General features: G+C 58.1%; 24 protein-coding genes and 1 tRNA gene. 14 read left to right on the top strand and 11 right to left on the bottom strand.

What is annotated here, in order from left to right:
- Window positions 1–3: 3 nt before the first annotated feature.
- From gatB to A4E33_RS10290, 4 genes are read right to left on the bottom strand one after another with little or no spacing between them, the layout of a single operon-like run.
- The gene (gatB, locus tag A4E33_RS10275) at window positions 4–1,458 is read right to left on the bottom strand and encodes an Asp-tRNA(Asn)/Glu-tRNA(Gln) amidotransferase subunit GatB (protein ID WP_292347857.1); all 1,455 of its coding nucleotides are present in this window, start codon (window positions 1,456–1,458) and stop codon (window positions 4–6) included.
- A gap of 1 nt (window position 1,459) precedes the next feature.
- Entirely contained in the window at window positions 1,460–2,758 is a 1,299-nt protein-coding gene (gene gatA / locus A4E33_RS10280; protein ID WP_292347859.1) for an Asp-tRNA(Asn)/Glu-tRNA(Gln) amidotransferase subunit GatA, read from the bottom strand.
- A complete protein-coding gene (gatC, locus tag A4E33_RS10285) occupies window positions 2,758–3,027 on the bottom strand; it encodes an Asp-tRNA(Asn)/Glu-tRNA(Gln) amidotransferase subunit GatC (protein WP_292347861.1) in 270 nt (89 codons plus the stop codon). The genes gatA and gatC overlap by 1 nt, the downstream gene beginning before the upstream one ends.
- Window positions 3,017–4,048, bottom strand: coding sequence for an asparagine synthase C-terminal domain-containing protein (locus A4E33_RS10290; protein WP_363054210.1), 1,032 nt, complete (start codon window positions 4,046–4,048; stop codon window positions 3,017–3,019). Before A4E33_RS10290 ends, gatC begins: the two co-directional genes overlap by 11 nt.
- A gap of 113 nt (window positions 4,049–4,161) precedes the next feature.
- On the opposite strand from A4E33_RS10290, the gene A4E33_RS10295 reads away from it, so the two are divergent.
- From A4E33_RS10295 to A4E33_RS10310, 4 genes are all read left to right on the top strand, one after another.
- Window positions 4,162–4,356: a hypothetical protein gene (locus tag A4E33_RS10295; protein ID WP_292347862.1), complete on the top strand. Its 195-nt coding sequence runs from the start codon at window positions 4,162–4,164 to the stop codon at window positions 4,354–4,356.
- Between the two features lie 86 nt (window positions 4,357–4,442).
- Entirely contained in the window at window positions 4,443–4,643 is a 201-nt protein-coding gene (locus A4E33_RS10300; protein WP_292347864.1) for a hypothetical protein, read from the top strand.
- Window positions 4,644–4,765: 122 nt separating this feature from the next.
- Window positions 4,766–4,850, top strand: a tRNA-Leu gene (locus A4E33_RS10305).
- A 182-nt stretch (window positions 4,851–5,032) separates the two neighbouring features.
- Window positions 5,033–6,478, top strand: a complete 1,446-nt coding sequence (locus A4E33_RS10310; protein WP_292347866.1) for a tetratricopeptide repeat protein — start codon at window positions 5,033–5,035, stop codon at window positions 6,476–6,478.
- A 23-nt stretch (window positions 6,479–6,501) separates the two neighbouring features.
- On the opposite strand, the gene A4E33_RS10315 is transcribed toward A4E33_RS10310, so the two are convergent.
- Window positions 6,502–6,741, bottom strand: coding sequence for a YwbE family protein (locus A4E33_RS10315; RefSeq protein ID WP_292347868.1), 240 nt, complete (start codon window positions 6,739–6,741; stop codon window positions 6,502–6,504).
- Between the two features lie 60 nt (window positions 6,742–6,801).
- The gene (locus A4E33_RS10320; protein ID WP_292347870.1) at window positions 6,802–7,527 is read right to left on the bottom strand and encodes a hypothetical protein; all 726 of its coding nucleotides are present in this window, start codon (window positions 7,525–7,527) and stop codon (window positions 6,802–6,804) included.
- A 170-nt stretch (window positions 7,528–7,697) separates the two neighbouring features.
- Between A4E33_RS10320 and pyrC the strand changes: the two genes are divergently transcribed.
- The 5 genes from pyrC (at window position 7,698) to A4E33_RS10345 (ending at window position 12,527) form a co-directional block, all read left to right on the top strand.
- Complete coding sequence (gene pyrC / locus A4E33_RS10325; protein ID WP_292347871.1) at window positions 7,698–8,963, top strand: dihydroorotase; 1,266 nt, start codon at window positions 7,698–7,700, stop codon at window positions 8,961–8,963.
- Between the two features lie 303 nt (window positions 8,964–9,266).
- Window positions 9,267–9,581, top strand: coding sequence for a DUF167 domain-containing protein (locus A4E33_RS10330; RefSeq protein WP_292347873.1), 315 nt, complete (start codon window positions 9,267–9,269; stop codon window positions 9,579–9,581).
- Between the two features lie 148 nt (window positions 9,582–9,729).
- On the top strand, window positions 9,730–10,959 hold the full coding sequence (gene dnaG / locus A4E33_RS10335) for a DNA primase DnaG (protein WP_292347875.1): 1,230 nt from the start codon (window positions 9,730–9,732) through the stop codon (window positions 10,957–10,959).
- Window positions 10,960–11,175: 216 nt separating this feature from the next.
- On the top strand, window positions 11,176–11,457 hold the full coding sequence (locus A4E33_RS10340) for a UPF0058 family protein (RefSeq protein ID WP_292347877.1): 282 nt from the start codon (window positions 11,176–11,178) through the stop codon (window positions 11,455–11,457).
- A 134-nt stretch (window positions 11,458–11,591) separates the two neighbouring features.
- Entirely contained in the window at window positions 11,592–12,527 is a 936-nt protein-coding gene (locus A4E33_RS10345; RefSeq protein WP_292347879.1) for an ornithine cyclodeaminase family protein, read from the top strand.
- 237 nt (window positions 12,528–12,764) lie between these two features.
- On the opposite strand, the gene A4E33_RS10350 is transcribed toward A4E33_RS10345, so the two are convergent.
- Window positions 12,765–13,079, bottom strand: a complete 315-nt coding sequence (locus tag A4E33_RS10350) for a hypothetical protein (RefSeq protein ID WP_292347881.1) — start codon at window positions 13,077–13,079, stop codon at window positions 12,765–12,767.
- Entirely contained in the window at window positions 13,052–14,515 is a 1,464-nt protein-coding gene (gene tes, locus A4E33_RS10355; protein WP_292347883.1) for a tetraether lipid synthase Tes, read from the bottom strand. The genes A4E33_RS10350 and tes overlap by 28 nt, the downstream gene beginning before the upstream one ends.
- A 141-nt stretch (window positions 14,516–14,656) precedes the next feature.
- Between tes and A4E33_RS10360 the strand changes: the two genes are divergently transcribed.
- The 4 genes from A4E33_RS10360 to argF are packed head-to-tail and all read left to right on the top strand — an operon-like array spanning window position 14,657 to window position 17,897.
- Entirely contained in the window at window positions 14,657–15,157 is a 501-nt protein-coding gene (locus A4E33_RS10360; protein ID WP_292347884.1) for a CDP-2,3-bis-(O-geranylgeranyl)-sn-glycerol synthase, read from the top strand.
- The gene (pyrE, locus tag A4E33_RS10365) at window positions 15,151–15,675 is read left to right on the top strand and encodes an orotate phosphoribosyltransferase (protein ID WP_292347886.1); all 525 of its coding nucleotides are present in this window, start codon (window positions 15,151–15,153) and stop codon (window positions 15,673–15,675) included. The genes A4E33_RS10360 and pyrE overlap by 7 nt, the downstream gene beginning before the upstream one ends.
- Before the next feature lie 24 nt (window positions 15,676–15,699).
- A complete protein-coding gene (purD, locus tag A4E33_RS10370; RefSeq protein WP_292347973.1) occupies window positions 15,700–16,989 on the top strand; it encodes a phosphoribosylamine--glycine ligase in 1,290 nt (429 codons plus the stop codon).
- On the top strand, window positions 16,986–17,897 hold the full coding sequence (gene argF, locus A4E33_RS10375; protein ID WP_292347888.1) for an ornithine carbamoyltransferase: 912 nt from the start codon (window positions 16,986–16,988) through the stop codon (window positions 17,895–17,897). The genes purD and argF overlap by 4 nt, the downstream gene beginning before the upstream one ends.
- Before the next feature lie 358 nt (window positions 17,898–18,255).
- On the opposite strand, the gene A4E33_RS10380 is transcribed toward argF, so the two are convergent.
- Complete coding sequence (locus tag A4E33_RS10380) at window positions 18,256–18,504, bottom strand: hypothetical protein (protein ID WP_292347890.1); 249 nt, start codon at window positions 18,502–18,504, stop codon at window positions 18,256–18,258.
- 12 nt (window positions 18,505–18,516) lie between these two features.
- Complete coding sequence (locus A4E33_RS10385) at window positions 18,517–20,016, bottom strand: methanogenesis marker 14 protein (protein ID WP_292347892.1); 1,500 nt, start codon at window positions 20,014–20,016, stop codon at window positions 18,517–18,519.
- 193 nt (window positions 20,017–20,209) lie between these two features.
- Here A4E33_RS10385 and A4E33_RS10390 point away from each other — a divergent pair, with 193 nt between their 5' ends.
- Window positions 20,210–20,614: a pyridoxamine 5'-phosphate oxidase family protein gene (locus tag A4E33_RS10390; RefSeq protein ID WP_292347893.1), complete on the top strand. Its 405-nt coding sequence runs from the start codon at window positions 20,210–20,212 to the stop codon at window positions 20,612–20,614.
- 4 nt (window positions 20,615–20,618) lie between these two features.
- On the opposite strand, the gene A4E33_RS10395 is transcribed toward A4E33_RS10390, so the two are convergent.
- On the bottom strand, window positions 20,619–21,815 hold the full coding sequence (locus A4E33_RS10395) for an argininosuccinate synthase (protein ID WP_292347895.1): 1,197 nt from the start codon (window positions 21,813–21,815) through the stop codon (window positions 20,619–20,621).
- Between the last annotated feature and the right edge of the window lie 9 nt (window positions 21,816–21,824).

The raw sequence follows: 21,824 nt of genomic DNA on the forward strand, positions 1-21,824 counted from the left end.
GGACTAGACTCCCCGCTTCTTCAGCGCTTCGGCAAGCATCGTGTTCAGGATCGCCGGGTCCGCCTTCCCCCGGGTCTTCTTCATGACCTGGCCGACGAGGAAGTTAAGGGCCTTGCCCTCGCCGTTCCGGTAATCTTCGAGTGCCTTCGGATTCTCATTGACTGCCTCTTCGATCGCGGCGATCAGGGCACCGTCGTCCCCCGCGGATTTGGTGAGCCCGAGGCGTTTCACGATCGCGTCCGGCGTTTCCGCAGCCTCCCCTTTGAGCCGCTGGTCGAGCATGACCCGCATGACCTCGACACCACTCTTGTCGGTGATGGTCCCTGCCTTCAGGAGCCGGACAAGGCCGGTCATGGCTGCCGGATCGACTCTGTCGAGGCTCATGTCCCGGTAGTTCAGTTCGCCGATCAGCGTGTCGGCGATCCAGGTTGCCGCAAGCGGGGAGAGTCCATGGGGATCCTCCCTCACAACCTGCTCGAAAAAGTTAGCCAGCTTCAGCTCGCCCGTCAGAGTCCGGGCATGGCTGAGCGAGCACCCGTACTGCTTCATGAACCGCTCGCGCCGGGCATCGGGAAGCTCGGGAAGGACGATGGAGTCAACCCACGACTTCACGCGGAGCGGGCGGAGGTCCGGTTCCGGGAAGTAGCGGTAATCGTGCTCCTGCTCCTTGGAGCGGGCCGACTGGGTGACTCCCCGCGCCTCGAGGTAATGGCGGGTTTCGCGGTCGATCTTCTGGCCGCGGCGGATCAGGTTCTTCTGCCGGGTGACCTCGAAGGTAAGCGCCTTCTCCACGCCCTTGTAGGAAGTGATGTTCTTGACCTCCACGCGCTCACTGCCTTTGATGGAGATGTTGGCATCGACACGGAGCGAACCTTCCTTCTCGGAATCGAAGACGCTGAGGTACTCCAGAGTGGCCCGGAGCTTGTTGAGGAACTTCCGCGCCTCCTTTGGTGAGCGCATGTCCGGTTCGGAGACAATCTCGATGAGCGGGATGCCCGCACGGTTGTAATCCACGAGCGAGTACTTCCCCCGCTCGGCGTTGCCCATATGGACAAGCCTGCCCGGGTCCTCCTCGACATGGATCCGCGTGAGCCGGACCTTCTTCTCGCCGCCCTCGTCGCTCTCGATCTCCAGGTAACCGCCTTCTGCGAGCGGCTTGTCGTACTGGGTGATCTGGTAGGCCTTGTCGAGATCAGGGTAGAAGTAGTTCTTGCGCGAGAACTCTGCCTCGTTCACGATCTCGCAGTTCAGCGCCTTCGCCACCTTCATCGCGTACTCGATCGCCTTTTTGTTCAGGGCCGGCATAGCGCCGGGGAGTCCGAGGCAGATCGGGCAGACATGGGTGTTGGGGCCGTCGTTCCGGTAATCGGTCGAGCACCCGCAGAAGAGCTTGCTCTTCGTGTCCAGCTGGCAGTGGACCTCGAGACCGACAATGACCTGCCCGTCAGGATCTGTCATATCAGTTCACCGCCTGCTCGTATGCGTACGCGACATCGACCACGCGCTCGTCCTCGAACATCCGGCCCATGATCTGGAGGCCGACCGGCATGCCCTGTGAGGTGCCGCACGGAACGGAGATGGACGGGATCCCGGCAAGATTGGCCGGCACCGTGAGGATGTCTGCGAGATACATGGAGAGCGGGTCGCTCTTCTCCTTCAGTTTAAACGCGATCGTCGGCATGGTCGGGCCGGCAATAACGTCCACGTCCCGGAAGATACGGTTGAAGTCCTCCCGGACATTCCTGCGGGCAACCTGCGCCTTGGCATAGTACTTCCCGTAGTACCCGCTCGAGAGCGCGAACGTGCCGAGCATGATCCGGCGCCGCACTTCGGCGCCGAACGCCGATCCCCGTACATCCTGGAAGGCATCGTGCCACGACTTTTTCCAGTCCGGTGCCGGGCCGTACCGTACGCCGTCAAAGCGGGCAAGGTTGGAGCTTGCCTCGCTCGTGCAGGTGACATAGTACGCGGCAAGGGCGTACTCCATGGAGGGGATGCTGCACGGGACGGTCGTTGCCCCGAGTTCCTCGAGCCGGCCAATCGCTTTCTTCACGACCGCAGCAACGTCCGGGTCAACACCCTTCCCGAAGTATTCCGCCGGGATGCCGATCTTCAGGCCTTTGATGTCGGCTTTGGGGGTGTGGTTGTACGGTTTGTTCTGGGAGGTGGAATCGTGGCGGTCGTAGCCCGCGATGACTCCCATGAGGGTGGAGACGTCGCTCACGGTCCTACCCAGCGGACCGATCTGCTCAAGCGAATTGGAGTACGCGATGAGGCCGTACCGGGAGACCCGGCCGTAACTTGGCTTCAGGCCGACAATCCCGCAGAACGCGGCCGGGCAGCGGATGGAGCCGCCGGTATCGGTTCCGAGCGCCACCTTCACCATGCCCGCAGCGACCGCGGCAGCGCTGCCGCCGCTTGAACCGCCGGGCACACGGGAGGTGTCGCGGGGGTTGAGGGTGGGCCCGAATGCGGAGTTCTCGGTTGTGGTGCCCATCCCGAACTCGTCAAGGTTGGTCTTGCCGGCAATGGTTGCACCGGCAGCCTTCAGGAGCCCGACAACGTGGGCATCGTAGGGGGGAACATAGCCTTTGAGGATCTTCGATGCGCAGGTCGTCTCGATCCCCCGGGTGGAGATATTGTCCTTCACGGCCACCATGACGCCGCTGAGTGTCCCGGATCCCTGTGGACCGGCGGTGGCGGTGGAGAGAAAGGCGTTGTAGCGGTCGTCCGGTTCGAATACGATCGTACCGGCCATCACATCACCCGCGGGGCCTTGATGAACCCGTCTTCCGTGTGGGGAGCATTCCGGAGCACCTCGTCCTGCGGGAGCGAAGGCTCGACCACGTCTTCGCGCAGGACATTGTAGAGGTCGCGCTCCCCCTGTCCGCTGCCCTCGACCCGGTCGAGGATATCGAAGTACTCCAGGATTGCATTGAACTGGTGCGTGAAGGTGCCCAGTTCTTCTGTGCGGATGCCGACATCGGCCAGTTCCGCGATATGCTGAACGTCTTTCTCAGTGACCATGTTCCACCCGTATGATCTGGTCTATGTAATCTTGCAGGGACGTTTTATAACCGTTTTTCCGGGCAAGCTTCCGGAGAACGCCCCATACCCCGCTCCCGTATTGCATGGCTTTCTTCTCCATCCACGCGAGATCCGGCGGAATGTGGCGCTCTGCGACCTTCCTTAACGGGATCTTCCGTCGGCCGCCCTGCACCTTCTCCTGCGCGGGGATGATCCGTGCAGCGCGCACAACGCGGAGGTCAAGGTACGGCATGGAGAGGTAGGTGCCATGCAGCGCTGCAACCGCCTGGTCGCGCCGGGCCTGCGCCTCGAGACCAAGGAAGTCCCGGGCGAGTTCCGCCTCAAGATCTTCCGATTCCTCATACCGTGCATAGCCGCCAAAGAGTTCATCCGCGCCCTGCCCGGTGAGGATCCTTGTGTACCCGTGTTCTCCCGCGAAGCGCGCAACGAAAAACTGGGTGAGGGCGATGCCGGTGTTAACCGGGTCCTTCTTCGGGATCGCTGCGACAACGCGGGGGAGCGCTGCTGCAACCTCCGCTTCCGTGATCGTGACACAGGTGCAGTCAAGGCCAAGGAGCCCGGCAGCATGACGCGCCTGCTTCAGGTCATGGGAGTTCTCCAGGCCAACGGCAACGCACTCCCGCCCGGCAAGCTTTGCCACGAGCGAGGAGTCCACTCCCCCCGAGAGGGCGGTAATCCCCTCATCGCTTCGCAGTGCCACAGCCGTGACGATTGCTTCCTCCAGCGATAGATCCGTCACCTCCGGGGAAATTGTGCCCTTTGTCACCCCGTTGCAGGCAAGTGCCCCCTTCGGCCCTGCGCCATTCAGGATCCCGAGGTGGTCGCGGGCAGTGCAGGTATCCCATGAAAGGGCAAACTCGCCGCCAAAGCGGAGGATCTCCTCCGGCCGGTCCCTGCATATCATAGAGATCTCATCGAAGGAAAGCCTGCGGCCTCCCAGTTCCACCCATCCCGAAAGTACAGGTTTCTCCATTGTCCCCCGCATGTTCTGTTCGTCCACACTCAGTGCCCCCCGCGTGAAAAAAAGGTATCGCTCCGGTCTTTCGGCTTCACCGGGAAGGATCAAAAGGTTTATTGACGAACCATCCAATCCATCCGGTAAGGTGTCTTGGCATGGATGACAATGTGCAGGTAATGCTGCTTGCAATGATCGCGGTGTGCATCGGCATACTCTTCTCCCAGCTGGGATCCGTGTCTGTCTTCATCGGTACAGTCGGTATCATGTTCATCATGGGGGCGTTCGTCATCGCGATCACTGCGTTCCTGCTGTTCCTGCGGGAATGGATCTTTGCCGGAGGAACGACCTGAACAGGGGAGTGTCTGAAAAGACTTCAGGGATTTCCGGACAATACGCTTAAGTACAATTCCGCCGTCCAATACAACAAGGATCATCCATGCAGGCTTCACTCGTTGCACTGGTTGCTGCACTCCTCGGCATTGTTCTCGAACGGTTCGGACAGGGGACACCGTACATCTCCCTCACGGGCACCGCGCTGATCATGGGAGCGTTCATCATCGCGATCACGTCGTTCCTCCTCTTCCTCAAGGAGCAGTTTTTCGGCAGGCCCGACGAGATTGTATGGAATGCCCGGTAACCCCCGGTCCCCCCAACGAAAATTTTCAGGGTCTTACTAAAGACGCCGTCCGCTCATCGGTTTCCTGCCGGAACCGGCCGGACGGATTCTTTTTTGTGATACAAGGGATAATAGTTTAGAGCGCGAGGGTAGGAAAGCCCGGCCAACTCCGACGGACTTAAGATCCGTTCCTGCAGAGGTTCATGCGTTCGAATCGCATCCCTCGCATTTCCTGAGACACAGATCCGAAAGAGGAGAAGAACGCATCAGCGTTCTTCGACCTGCGGAACTTCATCCGCTTCCGTTTACGTAAAAACCCCCTGCATCAGGCATCGCCTGTCATTTATAAAAAAGATAATTCTCCTGAAACTACCCTTTTATATTCCCGGCAGAACAGACAGACTAGTATCATGCCGGGAACCGCTCCCCCGTCCTTTGAGGAAGGCAAAACCCTGTTCGACAACCGGCAGTACGATGATGCAATCGAACGGTTCAGGAAGATCCTCAGGCAGGACCCGGCATGCTCCGGTGCCCATCACTATCTCGGCCGCTCGCTCCTGGAAAAACAGCTCGGGGATGAAGCAGTGGGAGAGTTCGTTGCCGCAATCCGGAGCAACCCTTCAGACGGGAATTCCCGCTACTGGCTTGCACAGATCCTCCTTGAACGGGGAAACGTTGCCGATGCCAGATCGCTGCTGTACGAAGCGATACGACTCGAGCCCGGCCTGCTGCACCACTTTACCGACACAATTACCTCATCCCTGATGAAGCAGTGCACCTTCGCCGAGACCGAAGATTTTTTGAAGAGCGCTGCCGCTATCCTTGCCGCAGTTCCTTCTGTCAAAGCAGGTTCGTCGGACCTGTCCCGTTCGCGTGCGCAGCTGATCGCAGCCCTTGGCGAGCTGTATTTCTCAAAAGGTCTGCTGAACGGGGCCATGCTCCAGTACCGGCAGGCAACGGAGATCTGCCCGGAAGAGCCCTCGTACCACGCGAAGCTTGCCGATATCTACTTCATCACGAACAATGACGAGGATTCGGTGACCGAGTACCGCACCGCGATTGCCCGGGACCCAAAGAATGCCGGCCTGCACAAGAGGCTTGGGGATGCACTGGTCAAGACCCGCCGGTTCATCGATGCCTTCAACGAGTACCGTGAGGCTGTCCGCCTCGAACCGGAGAACGAGTTTCTTCGGAAGGTCTTTTCCCAGTTCCGTACGCTCTTCATCGACAGCAGCGACAGCAGTGCACAGCACGAACCGGAAAAACCGGCGACCCTTCCCGTGATGCCGTCGATCGCGGACGAAACATTCCAGAAGATCATCCGCGGGGGCGAGAACGAGTTCGTGGAGTTCAAGTCCAGCGCCCTGTGGAGCAAGGCATTCTCAAAAGAGGATATCGGCGCAAGCGAATCGAGGGACGTCCATAAATACGGCCGGGACACATCGAAGATTGTCATTGCCAAGACCATCGCAGGATTCCTGAACACAGAGGGGGGGAACCTCGTTATCGGCATCCGGGAGAACAGGAGCGGTTCACCGAACGAGATCGTCGGCATTGAGAAGGACTATCCCCGGCTGAGAGACCCCTGCGCTGACGGGTACCGGCGCATGCTCATCGACGAGATCATCCGGAAATTCCTGCCGTCAGGTATATTCAACCATCTCGGAAGGTATATCCGGATCCATTTCATGAAAGCGGAGGACCACACCCTCTGCTGGCTCGAGATCAGGAAAGCGGACGATGCAGTCTTTGTAAAGATCCAGGACGACGAGCTCTTCTTTATCCGGATCGATGCCGAAACCCGGCAGATCACCGACAAGGCGCTGGTCGATTACGTGAGGAAACGGTTCCCGTAGTACGTTTAAAAAAAACCGTCCGTTCAGTGCCTTTCCTCAGATTCTTTGCTCCAGCTGTCAACCACAATCGCCGCCACCCTCCCGACGCGACCGTCTTCCAGCCGGACCTTGATCCCATGGGGGTGGGTGGCAGAACCGGTCAGGATCTCCTTTACCCTGCCCCGGGTCAGTTTTCCGCTGCGCTGGTCGGATTTCTGGACAATATCAACCAGCAGACCGGGCCTGATCGCATCCCGGCGTTTCCCGCTCCGTCCATCCGCCATACCTGATCTCGCCATCCTGAAAACCCCTACACCATAGTTGTTCAAAAAACAATCCGGGGTTCAGGAACGGATATAGGTCCCCGAGCCGCTCGTCAGCTCCCCGTCCATCGTTTCCCAGCCATGCTTTGTTCCCTTCATGCTGATGGTGACGTCCGCGTGGTACTCGTTCGAGGCCGGCTCGAGAACCTTCCAGCTGTTCCTGCCGGTGATTGCGGAAGTGATGGTCACCGTGGTATCGGAAGCCGTGCTGTACTCTGCATAAACGGCAGTTGTGTAGGAGAAGGATCGGGCCCTGCTGCCAAATCCCCGGGACCATGATGGCTGTTCTTTCAGATCCCGGACCGGCCGGAACAGCACACTGTTATTTACCGGATCGACCGTATCGATCGCGCCTTGTGACAGCGTTTCCGATGACAGGGATATCGTGAACGGATTGGCAGGTTTTGTTCCCTGCGGGGGGATGATGGCCGGGGCCGTGATCTTTACAAGAGTCGATTTCCCCGTGTCAAAGAGGGTTGTTTCCCAGCCGGACGGGATACCGGCAATCGTCCCGCTGCTGAAAGCGGCTGCCGTCGGTGAGTTCCCGGCCGTATCGACAGGCACAGGGACGAAGAGCGTGACGTTGTAAAGCGGAGCGTCTGTCGTCACCGTGCAGAGATAGGTATAGTTGCCCGAGAGGGTACTCCGGTACGCATAATCCGTAAAGGCGGAATAGCCCAGCATTGCTGTAACTGCCGCGAACACAATGATCAGGATTCCGAGGATGATTCCGAGCGTTCTGTCCATACCATGACCCGGGTGAAGGACCGGAACCCGGCCTGTCCCGGCCGGCCCTGCACTCACTCATCTCATTGACATATCCGGATTGAATACCTGCTGGTTCCCGGTTCTGGTCTTTTGCCGCGTGATCCGGCGCTTCCCATGTCTTTATGCATGAACAGGAAAAAGCAGGTACTATGGAAAAACCCCCATCCCTCGTGCTCCGGAATGTCAGCCTTCCGGACGGGCGTGTGGCCGATATCTCGACAGCTGGCGGGATCGTCACCCATGCCGGCGAAGGTGTCCCTTCTGACCGGGATATCGACTGCAACGGGATGTTCGTCCTGCCGGCAGCTGTCGACATGCATGTCCACATGAGGGGTGGTGCCCAGTCCGCAAAGGAGGACTGGGAGAGCGGGACAAAGAGCGCTCTTGCCGGCGGCGTGACCGTGGTTGTTGACCAGCCAAACACTGTTCCCCCGTTAACAACCCCTGAGGCGTTCCATGCGCGTGTCCTTGCCGCAAAGGAGTCAGCGTTCTGTACCTTCGCCGTCAACAGCGGGGTGACCCGCGACACGTCCCTTTCCGCCATGTGGAGCGCCGGGGCCATGGCGTTTGGCGAGATATTCTATGCCCCGTCCAGTTACGGCGAGGCAGTTACGCTGGAATACCTCTGTTCCGCGTTCGATCATATCCGGTCGCTTGGCGGACTGGCAACGATCCATGCGGAAGAGGTTGGGCCGGGCCCCGACACCACCCTCGAGTCCCATGCAGGATTACGGTCGCCCGAAGGGGAGCTGCGGGCAGTCCGGACGGTCCTGCAGGCCAATACGGCGGGGTGCCGTCTTCATTTCTGCCACATGAGTGCCGGGCCATCGGCCGGCGCAGCATCGCAGGGTGGGAGCGTGGAGGTAACGCCCCACCATCTCTTCCTGTCGCGTGAGATGTGTGATACCGCTGACACATTTGCAAAGGTGAACCCGCCGCTCAGGAGCGAACGGGAACGAAAGGAGCTCTTTGCACAATGGAACCGGATCGATGTCATCGCATCCGACCATGCACCCCACACCGTGGAGGAGAAACGGCAGCCGTTTGCTGACGCTCCTTCCGGTGTTCCCGGTGTCGAGACCATGGTCCCCCTTCTCCTTGCAGCGGTGCTTGAGAAGAAGATCAGCCTCCCGGACGTGATCGCGAAGACCAGCAGCAATCCTGCCGCGATCCTCAGGATCCCGCAGGCCGGTTTTGCACCGGGATCGCGTGCTGACTTTGCCCTGTACCCGAAGACAGCGGAGAAGATCGATGCCGGCAACCTGCACAGCAGGTGCGGGTGGACACCGTTCGAGGGCATGAAAGGGGTATTCCCCTCCCACGTCATCATGGACGGTACGGTCGTATTCGAGGACGGGGAGTTCTTCCGCACCGGCCCCGCATGGATACCGGGGGACGGGTACTTCCCCCGGTAACCTGACGGTCCCGTACCGGTATCCTCCCGTCCCCCGTTTTCATAGTCTTTCATCCCGTCATCGCCTCATCCCCAACTGCTAAATAATCGGACAACCGACTGACTGAGTGCCGATACATGCGCATCCATAGGTCCCCGGGAGATCGATTGACAAGCGTCTGGATATGATCCATGGGACAACCCGGATGCGCGACAGGCAGCTGCCCGGCAAGGGTTTAAACACCGGTGAAGGACGGCATCATGCCACTGGTGATCCGTGTGCGTTATTGCCGGGCAACATTCCTTTTCATCTACGGAGCGAACAATGCCTGACCTTTCCGCTGCAGTGACCGGGGAGCAGCAGGGCGTTGTCATCGCACTTGATGTATCAGCTGGTGCAAAAGCCGATCTTTTTCCCGCCGGATACAACGAATGGCGCCGGAGCATCGGGTGCCGGGTGTCCGCTCCCGCAGTTGAGGGCCGGGCGAACAAGGCAATCGTAAAACTCGTGGCCGCGACGCTGGGTGTCCCCGCATCCTCTGTCTCGATCCTGTCAGGCGCGACATCATCGCAGAAACGGGTGCTGGTTGCCGGGCTGAGCCGGGAACAGGTGCTTGGGCGGCTTTCACCCGAACACTAAGTTCCTGTCCCTGCGACCAGTCACTTCACCGCTTCTGCCCGACATGTATGGTATAAGGCACGGCTTTAAGTATACCGAGGAGATATATAATTTTTGTACCTATGATCACGCTTCACATGCTTTGCATGATACATGGGGGTGCGTTTACGTGTATTCACCGGATACTACCAAGTACCTTATTCACATCAGCCTCACTGCAGAGGGGGTGGTCGAGAAACCTGACGTAGTCGGGGCCATATTCGGCCAGACTGAAGGGTTGCTCGGCGAAGACCTCGACCTCCGGGATCTCCAGAGGACGGGGCGTGTCGGACGTATCGACGTCCAGATAACCAGCAGGAAAGGCGAAACAACGGGCGAGATCCTGATCTCATCGTCCCTTGACCGGGCGGAAACGGCGATCCTTGCGGCATCGCTCGAGACCATCGACCGCGTGGGGCCCTGCGTTGCCCACGTCACGGTTGCCTCCATCGAGGACATTCGTGTCAGCAAGCGGAAAAAGATCGTCGAGCGGGCCAAGGAAATCCTTATCGACCGGTTCGAGGACGGGGCCATCGATTCCGATGAGCTGCTTGACGACGTCCGCCAGAGCCTGCGGATTGAGAAGATCGGGTCGATCGGGGAGGAGAAGGCACCGGCGGGACCCAATGTCCTGGAGTCCGATGCGATAATCGTCGTCGAGGGGCGTGCCGATGTCCTGAACCTCCTGCGGTATGGCATCAAGAATGCGGTGGCGGTCGAGGGGACGAATATCCCGAAAACGGTTATCGACCTGTGCGAGAAGAAGACCGTGACGGCATTCTTCGACGGCGACCGTGGCGGGGAGCTGATCCTGCGGGAGCTCCTGCAGGTCGCGGATATCGATTTCGTTGCCTTCTCCCCCCGGGGGAAGAGTGTGGAGGACATGACCCGGAAAGAGGTCATCAAGACGCTCCGCAACAAGGTGCCGGTCGAGTACGTGCGCGACCAGTATTTCGAGGACTCGGCAGAACTCCCTTTGGAGCTCAGGGCGGCCCGGGCTGCAGCGGATGAAGGGGACGGGACGGAGAAGAAGATCCGGCCAGCATCCCAGAAACGCCAGAGGGAGCCCGGGAAAGGGCCCGTGACCATCAGGGACCATGCCGATGACATCAGGGGGCAGGGTCTTGCGCGGTTCCTTGCCGAGGATCTCACGGTGATAAAAGAGCTGCGTTCCGATGAGGTCGAGAAGGCCATCGATACCCTGGACACCGTACCGGGCGGCCTGGTGGTTGATCGCGCGGTTGACCAGAAACTGCTCGACCGCCTTGTCTGGAAAGGGCTCTCCTTTGTGGCGGCGCGCGATTTCAAGGGTATCATCAAGCGCCCGCTCTCCATCCGGCTCATGAAGACGGGGTCGTGAGAGGGCGGGATCTCTTTTCTTTTCCAGGGTTCTCCGACTTCCGGCTGGTTTATCAGAGCCGGATGGATGAGAAGGATTCAGCAGAGTTCTTTGACCCCCCGCACATCGAAGATTACCTGCGGTAATCTTCTCATCCCTGAAGTTCTGAAGAACCTCCCGGATACACAAATTTATTTATGCTGCTCAATTCCATTCCTCAGTCCGGGAGTTTGATGTATGCATAAGGACGAACTAATCAACCTTCACCAGATGCTGTCCGAAGTGAAAGATTACTTCGAAGAGATCAATCCTGACCTCAAGTTCTCCCAGTATACCGCACTGAAGATCACACCTTCCCAGCAGCACAAGAGCAAGATGGAGCATAAGTACGCGATCTTTGTGCTTGGCACCGAGATTGCCAATGCCATGAAGGACGTGGACTACACATCATCGAGCAGGATCTCGGCACGGATGAAGGAGCTTGCCGACAAGACATTGAAAGAGATGGACACCCAGTAATCCGCCTTGCACCGAACCATGGCGTAGAGGACCCTTCCTGTTTTATCGTACGTTCTGACATACGGTCTTTTCCCGTTTCACCCCGCTTCGCAGGGTTCGATACCTTCAAGACCGATGAGCATGGATCTTCGCTCATGCAATATCTCACCGATACCGATATGGGTCTCGACCTGTCGGAGGTAAACATGAGCGTGGAATCGGCATTCGCTGACCACGGGAGGGGTCTTGTCCAGATGCCGCCGAAAGTCTACATCACCCTGCCGGAGGGGGATTTCCGCACGATGCCTGCGTACCTCCCTTCGCTCTCAATCGCGGGAGTCAAGATTGTCAATGTCCACCCGAACAATCCACCCCGGGGTCTGCCGACGGTCATGGCCCTCACCATCATTCTCGATCTTGCAACCGGCCAGCCGGTAGCGGTGATAAACGCAACACGGCTTACGGATATGAGGACCGGTGCGGCCGGTGCAGTTGCAGCAAAGTACCTGAGTGCAAAGAAGGAGATCGTGCTCGGTGTGATCGGGACCGGGCGGCAGGCGGAGGCGCAGGTGGCGGCCATCTCCCGGGAGCTGAAGATCACGGAGATACGGGTCCACGGACGGAACCCGGTGCATGTCAGGAAGTTCGCCGATCGCTTCATGGAGTTCCCGTGCCATGCAATGACCCCCGAGAAAGCCTGCGACTGCGATGTGCTGGTGACCACGACACCTTCGACGGCACCGGTTGTAAAGAGCGAGTGGATTCATGAAGGTACCCATATCAATGCAATCGGTGCCGATGCGCCAGGCAAGGAGGAGCTCGACCCGGTCCTGCTCCGGCGGGCACAGGTTTTTGTTGACGATCCTGCACAGGCAATCCATTCGGGTGAGATTAACGTACCGATCAGCAAGGGGCTGTACCGGACAGAAGAGATTGCCGGGACGCTGGGCGAGGTCGTGATCGGGAAGAAGAAGCGGTTGTCCCCAAATGCGATTACCATCTTCGATTCCACGGGCCTTGCCATCCAGGATCTTGCCATTGCGAAGATCGCGATGCAGCACGGCCGGAAGTTCGAGCTGCCGTTCCCCTGAGTGTGTCAGGCAATGAGCAGGGAGGTCCGGCTGATACCCCCTACCCTGAATTTTTTTCAAATCATCAAACCCCCCTCCATCCGGCTGAAAATTTTTCAATCGACCCCTCAGCCCCTGTCCGGATTTTTTCAGTCGGGATCCGATTGAACGGCCGGAGCAGTCACGACGGAGAACCGGAAAAGTTGTAAAGTACGCTCTTAGTTAGTCAAGTACGTACCCGGCAATCAAGAGCGTACTTTACAACATTTTTTCGCGATGAAATTTTTTTACAGCGTTGTTGTGTTCAAAATGTGATTGAGTAGTTCCCCGAAGCAAAAAATTGTTTACCAAAACAATGATGGGGGCTGATGCCCCCAAACCCCCGGTTGCGATGAACGGCCGCCGCCCCGAAGGGCGCCCCGCGGCGGCTTTAATATCGGTTTCCCGGGCCTGCACTTGCCCCGCCGTGCGGCCACAGACAAAGTATACGGTATAAACAGGTGTTTTCACAAAAGAGTGATAGTGGAATTTTTTTAAAATAATTGTTACTTCGCCTTCGCGAACTTCTTCCACACCTGCTCGCGGTACACCGGCCCGCTGTTGTAGGTGCAGAATGGGATGAGTTTCCCGTCGGGCGTGGCATAGTGGATACAGCAGCGGCTGACCCGGTCGAGATCGTAGTTGTACCGGTCCATGAAATGCATGGTACCGATAAAGAGCGCATTCCAGTGGAACTCCCGCAGAGCCTCGAAGTTCTGGCCGATCAGGGTCTTGCCGATGATCTTCCAGAACTCGGTTGTTGCAGCCTGCTCCCCCTCCTTCACCGAGTCGTGCATGTTCTTGACACCCTCGAGAAGCGTCTTGTATTTGTTGATGGTGCCGCCCTGCCTGAGCTGGCCTGCCATCTGCTCAATCGTTTCGAAGAACTTCTCCACGTTCACCATCCGGTTGACGGGAACGATGCCGTCTTCCTGTACGAAGATATACGTTGCCGCCCCGCAGTGCTGGTGGGCGGTGAACCGCACCTGGGGCTTGCCGGTATACGCCTCGACAAGGTCGGAGAACGGCAGGACGCAGGGTACCGGATAGAAATCCTCCTTTTTCAGGATGCCGCCCATCTGTGCCTCAATCCTGTCCAGAACGTCAGGGATTGTGATCCGGGACTTTTTAAGGTCATCGTCGCTCGCAGCCCCTGTGAACGCCACCGGCTGGAAGTTCACGCCCCGGATAGTCCTCACGTTGCCTGCCGCAAACCGGATGATGTCACCGATCTCGTGGTCGTTTCGGCCCTTGATCACGGTCGGGACGAGAACGGTACCGAGGCGGACTTTTTCCAGGTTCCCGATTGCCTGCAGGTGTTTTTTCAGAAACGGGTTGGTCTCCCGCGATACCCCGTCGAAATGGAGATAGACGGTATTCAGCCCCGTTGCCTTGAGTTCCTCGGTGTATGACTGGCTGGCTGCAATCCTGATACCGTTTGTGGCGATCTGGACCTGCTTGAATCCCAGCGCCTTCGCTTCCCTGATAATTTCGAAGAGATCGTCCCGCATTGTGGGTTCGCCACCGGAGAACTGAACGGCCGGGGCAGGCACGGGCTTTTCCGATCTCAGGAGTTTCAGCATACTGACGACTTCGTCAAAGTCCGGCTCGTATACAAACCCGCAGGCGCGGGCATTGGCAAAACAGAAGTCGCAGTCAAGGTTGCACCGGTTGGTGAGGTCAATATTTGCAAGGAGCGTCTGGGAATGGTGGTTGTTGCACAGGCCGCATGCAGCCGGACATGTGTCAGCCGTGACGCGGGTAACCTGGGGGTTGGCGATCCCGTTCCCGACAACGTTATACCGGTCGAACCGGTGATAGAGTGCGGCATCCGACCAGTAAATATTCCGGAATGTTCCGTGCTCGGGGCAGTGCTGCGTCAGCCAGATCTTCCCCCCCTCTTCTTCAACTTCCGCATCGACAACGGTCTTGCATGCAGGACAAAGGCTGCGGGTCCGTTTTATCAGCATCGATGACCACCCACGGATGATACAAAATAACGATATTGAGTAACCTTAATGTTTCTATCTGCTCTTTATTACAGGTATTGGGAGTGCTTTGTTATTAGCATTGAGTTCATCACAACTCCCCTGATATGGGCGTTCTGGATCATGCTGCCCGCGTACGTCCCGAATCCGGTGGCGGCCCTCTTTGGCGGGGGTACCCCGATCGATCTCGGGAAAACATATTCAGACGGCAGGAGAATCTTTGGCGACGGCAAGACATGGCGCGGGCTCGTGGCCGGGATCGCGTCCGGGATCATCACCGGGCTTGTCCTGATCTGGGCCGCCGGCCGGTTCCCAGCCGCCGGCCTTCCCCCCCATACGCTCCTCTCGGTCATCCTTCTTGCAACGGGGGCACTCCTGGGAGATCTCGTCAAGAGTTTCTTCAAACGCAGGTTCAACCGGGAGCGGGGATCGAAATGGCCGGTTGCGGACCAGTATGATCTCGTTGCGGGGGCATTCCTTCTCCTTCTCATCGGGGACCCGGGATGGCTCTTTGCTGTCGTTACGATCCCCGTGCTTATCGTTATCCTCATTATCACCCCGGTTCTGCACCGGGCAACCAATATCATCGGGTATGTCTTCAAAGTCAAGGAGGTTCCATGGTGACACCAACCCTTCAGGAACTGCTCGTCAGGTACAAGGCCATCGAATTCGGGGATTTTACCCTTGCGTCCGGTGCAAAGAGCACCTATTATATCGATGTGAAATCTGCGGTTACCCGCCCGGATCTCCTTGCTGTCGTTGCAAAAAAGGTTGTGCAGTCCTGCGACTTCGATGTGATTGCCGGCGTGGCGGTAGGCGGGGTACCTCTCGCCGTCGCCGTTTCGCTGGCATCGAAAAAACCCTACGCAATCATCCGCTCGTCGGGAAAAGACCATGGCAAGAAAGACCTTGTCATCGGCGAAGTCCGGGGAAAGAACGTCCTCCTGATCGAGGATGTCACGACATCGGGCGGATCTGCGTTATACGGGATCGAGACACTCCGGGCCGCGGGGGCCCGGGCCGACCGGGTCGTCACGGTCGTTGACCGGGAACAGGGTGCCGCACAGCACCTGCAGGAGCACGGCGTTTCGATCTTCCCGCTGGTCCGGGTCAGTGAGCTTGTACAAAGCAGAGGTTTTTAGGGCACACGTCCTATAGGTGGGATGATGAAGATACTGGTTGTCGGCGGGGGCGGACGGGAGCACGCGATAGCTGCCGCCCTCAGCCGGAACACCTCGACTGCCATCTATTCGGTCATGGCAAAGCGGAATCCCGGCATCGATGCCCTTGCAAAAAAAGTACTCCTCTGCAGGGAGACGGATGTCGGAACTGTCGTCGGTTTTGCACAGGGCAGCGGTGTGGAATATGCCTTCATCGGCCCGGAAGCCCCCCTCGAGGCCGGGATTGTCGATGCCCTCACGGCTGCCGGTATTCCGTGCATCGGCCCGACCCGGGCAGCAGCCCGGCTGGAGACCGACAAGGCGTTCTGCCGGGAGATGATGGATTCAAACCGGCTTGATGGCTGCCCGCTGTACCGGGTCTTCCACTCCGAAAGCGATGCTGTCCGGTTCATCGAAGGCTACGACGGTGATCTCGTGGTCAAGCCCATCGGCCTTACCGGGGGCAAAGGCGTCCGCATCATGGGCGAGCAGGTGGACCGCGCCGGTGCGATCGCGTATGCACGCTCGCTTGGCGGCAACGTCGTGCTGGAGGAACGCCTGCTGGGAGAGGAGTTCACGCTGCAGGCGTTTGTTGACGGGAAGCACCTCGTTCCGATGCCCCTTGTCCAGGACCACAAGCGGGCATTCGAGGGCGATACCGGCCCGAATACCGGGGGGATGGGATCGTACTCGATGCCGGACCACATGCTCCCGTTCGTTTCGAAGAAGGATTATTCCCGCGCGCTCGCAATCATGCAGTCGGTCGTGGCAGCGATGGATCGCATGGGAAGCCCTTACAGGGGCATCCTCTACGGTCAGTTCATGAACACCCTCCAGGGCCCCAGGGTGATTGAGTTCAATGCCCGGTTCGGCGATCCCGAGGCCATGAATGTCCTTTCCCTTCTCTCCTCTGACCTGACGGAGATCGTCTGCCGGATTGCCGAAGGAGCTCTCACACCATCATGCGCGACCTTCAAATCGCGGGCATCAGTCTGCAAGTACCTGGTGCCCAAAGGGTACCCGGATGCCCCGCACGCCGGCGATCCCATTACGATTCCGGAGAATCCCCGTGCCCTCCTGTATTACGCCAATGTCGAGAAGAACTCCGCGGGCAGCCTGAGCACCCTGACCTCACGGACGCTTGCCTACGTCGGGATCGGGGAGACGCTTGATGAAGCAGAGCACCATGCCGAGGAAGCCGCAGCCGGCGTGAAGGGCGAGGTGCGGTACCGGCGGGATATTGGCACACCCGCACTGCTTGAACGACGGATTACCCACATGAAGGAATTACGATGAAAAAAGACTTTATCTCTATCCTTGATATCAGCAAGGATGAACTCGAACGCATCATCACCGAAGCCGAGAAACTGAAACGGCAGAAAAAAGCCGGTGTTCCCCACGCGCTCCTGGCCGGAAAGACGCTCGCCATGATCTTTGAGAAGTCATCCACCCGCACCCATATCTCGTTCGAGGTCGGGATGAACGAACTGGGCGGCCACGCCCTCTTCCTCAATGCCCGGGACCTGCAGATCTGGCGGGGAGAGGAGATCCGGGACACTGCCCGTGCGGCCTCGCGGTACGTTTCGGCTATCATGATCCGGGCATACAAGCACAGCACGATCGAGGAATTCGCACAGTTTGCGACCATCCCGGTCATCAACGGGCTTTCGGATCTCGAACACCCATGCCAGCTGCTGGCTGACATCATGACCATGAAAGAGCACTTCGGTTCCCTGGGGGACCTGAAGGTGGCATGGGTCGGGGACGGGAACAATGTATGCAACTCCCTGATCCTGTCCACGGTCCTGACCGGCTCCAGCGTTACCGTTGCAACGCCGAAGGGTTATGAACCCGAGGACGCATTTGTCAGGAGGGCACGGGCCGAGGGGGGGAGCGTCACCCTTGTCAGGAAACCGGAAGATGCCGTGAAGGACGCTGACGTCATCGTCACCGATACATGGGTTTCCATGGGCGACGATGCCGAGAAAGACCAGCGGATGAAGGTATTCAAAAACTATACCGTGGACGGTCGGCTGATGCGCCTTGCATCCCCGGACGCACGGGTTTTGCACTGCCTCCCCGCCCACCGGGGCCAGGAGATCTCGGACGAGGTCATGGAAGGGGGTCAGAGCCTTGTCTGGGACGAGGCGGAGAACCGGCTCCATGCCCAGAAGGCACTGCTCGTGCGGCTGCTGAAGAAGTGAGAACAGATAATTGTTTTTCGTTTGTTCTGTCCTGTTAAAAAAAAACAGCCATTGAACCCAGATGGGGGCTGATGCCCCAATATCCCCTGAATGACAGGTGCCGCCGCCCCCGCGGTGGCGTTCCCGCGGCAGGTTTCACATTCTTTTTTCGGAACCGGTTATCTGCCCGGAGGAACATGGGAGGAACTCATGTGCGTACAACCGGTTATTGACGCCGTCGCGGGGCGCCTTTCGGGGCGGCGGCCGTTCATCGCAAGCGGGGGTATGGGGGTCTCAACCCCCATCATTGATTTTTAAAAGATTATACCGAACAGAAAATCGATTCCCTCTTTTTTTTAAAAAGGTGAAGAACAGGAGGTTATTTCTCGATAAATTTCCGGAGCTCGTCCTTCATGTATTTCTCGACTTCCTGAACGACCTCGAGTTTTCCCCTGAACGCGAGGAGGTTGCGTTCGTCACCTTCCATGTTGGCAAAGGAGAGTTTCTCCTTGCGCTCAACGACTTTCACCTTGAATTTTTTCGTGATATCGACAATGATCGTCTGCGGTACGCCTGGCGGGACGAGGACATCGTAGAGCTGCTCATCAGCGTTGTTTTTGTCGGTCATGATGCACCGGTATTACTTTCCTATTTTGATGCGCCGGCTCATAATACATGGGCCCCCGCGGACGCCCCCGATGGGATTCTTCGGCTTGCCAAGCGAGTTCATGCACCGCCCCATGAGCGCAGCGCCCCGGGCGAGCCCGTCGTCGACAAAGACAACGTGATTGACCGGGTCATCGAAGAGCTTGCGCTCTATGATGCCGTCAAGGATGTACTCCGGTTTCCTCCCGGAGATTGCAGCCCTGCCGGTGAAACCGATGGATGAGTTTTTGAACACGAGGTTCTGTTCGACTGCCACATCGATGAGGCGCAGCGCCATCCGGGCGCAGATCCGGTCCACGACCTCATTCAGCGTCGCAAGGTTGTAGCCCTTGTGGATCTCGGTCCCGATGGCAAGGAGATCCTCAAGCCTGCTGCTGTTCACGCCCACATCGCAGCCGATCATGGCTATGCCGGATTCCATTGCCAGCTTTGCATTGACCGGCACCCGGCCGAAACGATCGCGATCCGGAGGAACGATCCGGATATCGATCAGTTCATGGGCCCGGTTGACGAAATCGTCGATTACCCTGCGGTTCCCCCCGGAGAAAATACCGCCGCTTACGCTGTGCTCGCCAAAGATATCGAGTGCAGTCCCCGTTCGCGCCCTGACAAGGCCGGTCCCCCGCACGATCGCATCCGGGACTGCCCCGGCAAGCCCGCAGAAGTTCCCGACTGTCTTTGCAAACGGGTTGGGAGCGTCCTTGGCTACATCGCTTGTTATCCTTCCGTCAAGGGTTGTACCGAAGTCGATGGAGACACAGGGATTGCGGAAATCGACCGGTGTCCACTTGGCGCCTTCCTTGATCCCCGCCATGGCAAGCTCGCCTTCCATCTCGTTTGCCACCATCTCGACACCGGTCGATCCGACCGGCGGGATAACCCCCGCAACTGCTCCGACAAAGACGACCTTGTCGGCATAACTATACGGCTGGAGTTTCTCCGGCTGGTTCTCCTTGGACATCGGAGGAGTCATCTTCCGCGGCGGGACGCCGGCGATGAGGCATCCGTTTGCAAGAGCGATGACAAAGTCCCCCACCTGGTCCGGCGAATCCATCTCGGCAACGACACCAGTACTCCGTACGACGAAATCAAGTTCCTTTATAACATCAAGGTGGGCGTCGCGGTGGGCTTTTAAGAGGGTATCGCGGACAAGGTCGGTAACAGCCTCCCGGGTCAGCTCAGTTCCGTCCAGTGTTGCGCCAAAGACTGTTTCGCCGGGTTTCGGGGGCCGGATATCACGGCTCATGCTGACGGTCTTGTTGATGACATACGACATCCCGGTCTCGAGGTTGACGCCGGTGAGGATGCACTTCGTTGTCGTGTTCCCCATCTCGACGGATGCGACGATGAAATAGGGTTTGTTCTTGTACTCGGGGATATTCATACCGGGCCCGTGTATCAGGGATGGCGGCGGGGGACTTTCAACGATGTGGGGTTTGGGTTTGGTAAACCGTGAGAAAAAGCCCTGCAACATTATACCCGGATTGTACGTCTTGCAATCCTTAACGCTTTCTATTCATTCCGCGACTCCTTCCGTGGTTTCCCGTGCAGTCGGCGATCCCTTCCGACATTATTTCCGCGGAGGAACGGTGGCCTGCCATAAATACTATTATGAGGGGCAAGCTATGCAATGCTGCGGCGCGATATGCCGCAATGAGGTGATGGTGATGGTAACGCTGACCAGGGATATGAAAGACCTGTTTGCCAGAATAAAACTCTTTCCCGTTGCAACGGCGTCGAAAAAGGGGGTTCCCCATGTCACCCCGATCGCGTTCGTCTCCCTTGTCAGGGACGATACGATCTGGCTTGCAGACAATTACATGTCCAAGACTCTTGCGAATATCCGTGAGAATCCGTTCCTTGCCCTCTACCTGTACGACGCAGACAGCAAAAAGTGCTGCCAGATCCATGGCAGGGTTGAGGTGAAAACCACCGGTACGGACTACGAGGCAATGAAAAAGATGGTCCTGGATAAAAAGCCCGGTCTCCCGGCAAAATCGCTGCTCGTTATGACGATTACTGATGTATATGACTGCATGCCCGGCCCCGGGGCCGGAAAAAAGGTACTTTAATTTTTTATTTCCGTTTCTTCTCCTGCAGCTTCCTGACCATGCGGGCCTGGATGCCGAAGTACTGGGAGACGCCGATTGCATGGCACTGGTCGATTGATGCACTGTCAAAGGAGACCATTTCGCTTGAATAGACCGCACACGGGGAACTCCTGCCAAGAACCCGTACGGTTCCTTTGTAGAGTTCGAGGTCGACCTTTCCGTTCACCCGCTTCTGGGTAGTATCGATGAATGCGTTGAGGTCAGCATACAGCGGTTCGTACACCAGCCCCTTGTATGCAAGTTCGGACCACTTGTCATCAACCATCCTCTTGAAGACCAGCTCCTGCCGGGTGAGGACGAGGGCCTCGAGATCGCGGTGTGCGGCAAGGATGACGGTTGCGGCGGGGTGCTCGTAATTCTCCCGTGCCTTGAGTCCGAGGATGCGATCCTCGATCATGTCGTTGCGACCGATCCCGTGCTTTCCGGCAACCTGGTTCAGTTTCTGGATCAGTGCATACCCTTCCATCTTCTTCCCGTTGATCGCAACAGGGATTCCTGCCTTGAAGGTGAGTGACAGAATCTCTGGCTTTGCCGGGGCCTTCTCCGGTGAAACGGTCCAGAGGTAGATCTCCTCCGGGGGGTGGTATGCGGGATTCTCGAGTTCGCCTCCCTCGATGCTCCGGCTCCAGCAGTTCTCGTCCATGCTCCACGGCTTGTCCTTCTTCACCGGGACCGGTATTTTATGCTTCTTTGCATAATCGATCTCCCAGTCACGGGTAAGGTTCAGTTCCCGGATTGGTGCAACGACCTCAAGACCTGCCCCCCGGATGATGAAGTCGAACCGGAGCTGGTCGTTTCCCTTCCCTGTGCAGCCGTGGCCTATCGCTTTTGCGCCCTCTTTTCTGGCAATCTTCACGACCTCCTCAGCGATAAGGGGCCGGGCAAGGGATGTCCCCATCGGGTAGCCTTCGTACGACCCGTTGGCCTTAATCGCCGGGAAAATATGTTCCCTGACGAATTTCTCCCTGGCATCGATGGTATAATGGCGGTCAGCCAGTTTCTTTCCTTTCGCAGTCGCCACATCGATCTCTTCATCGCGCTGGCCGACATGCACCGCAACGGTCACGACACGGTCGAACCCGTACCGTTCCTTCAGGAGCGGGATGCAGATGGAGGTATCGAGGCCCCCGGAATACGCAAGAACGATTGTACCTTTTCCCATGATGGTTCT

Origin of the sequence: Methanoregula sp. PtaB.Bin085 (assembly GCF_002067035.1) — an archaeon.
In the GTDB taxonomy this organism is placed as follows: Archaea; Halobacteriota; Methanomicrobia; order Methanomicrobiales; family Methanospirillaceae; genus Methanoregula.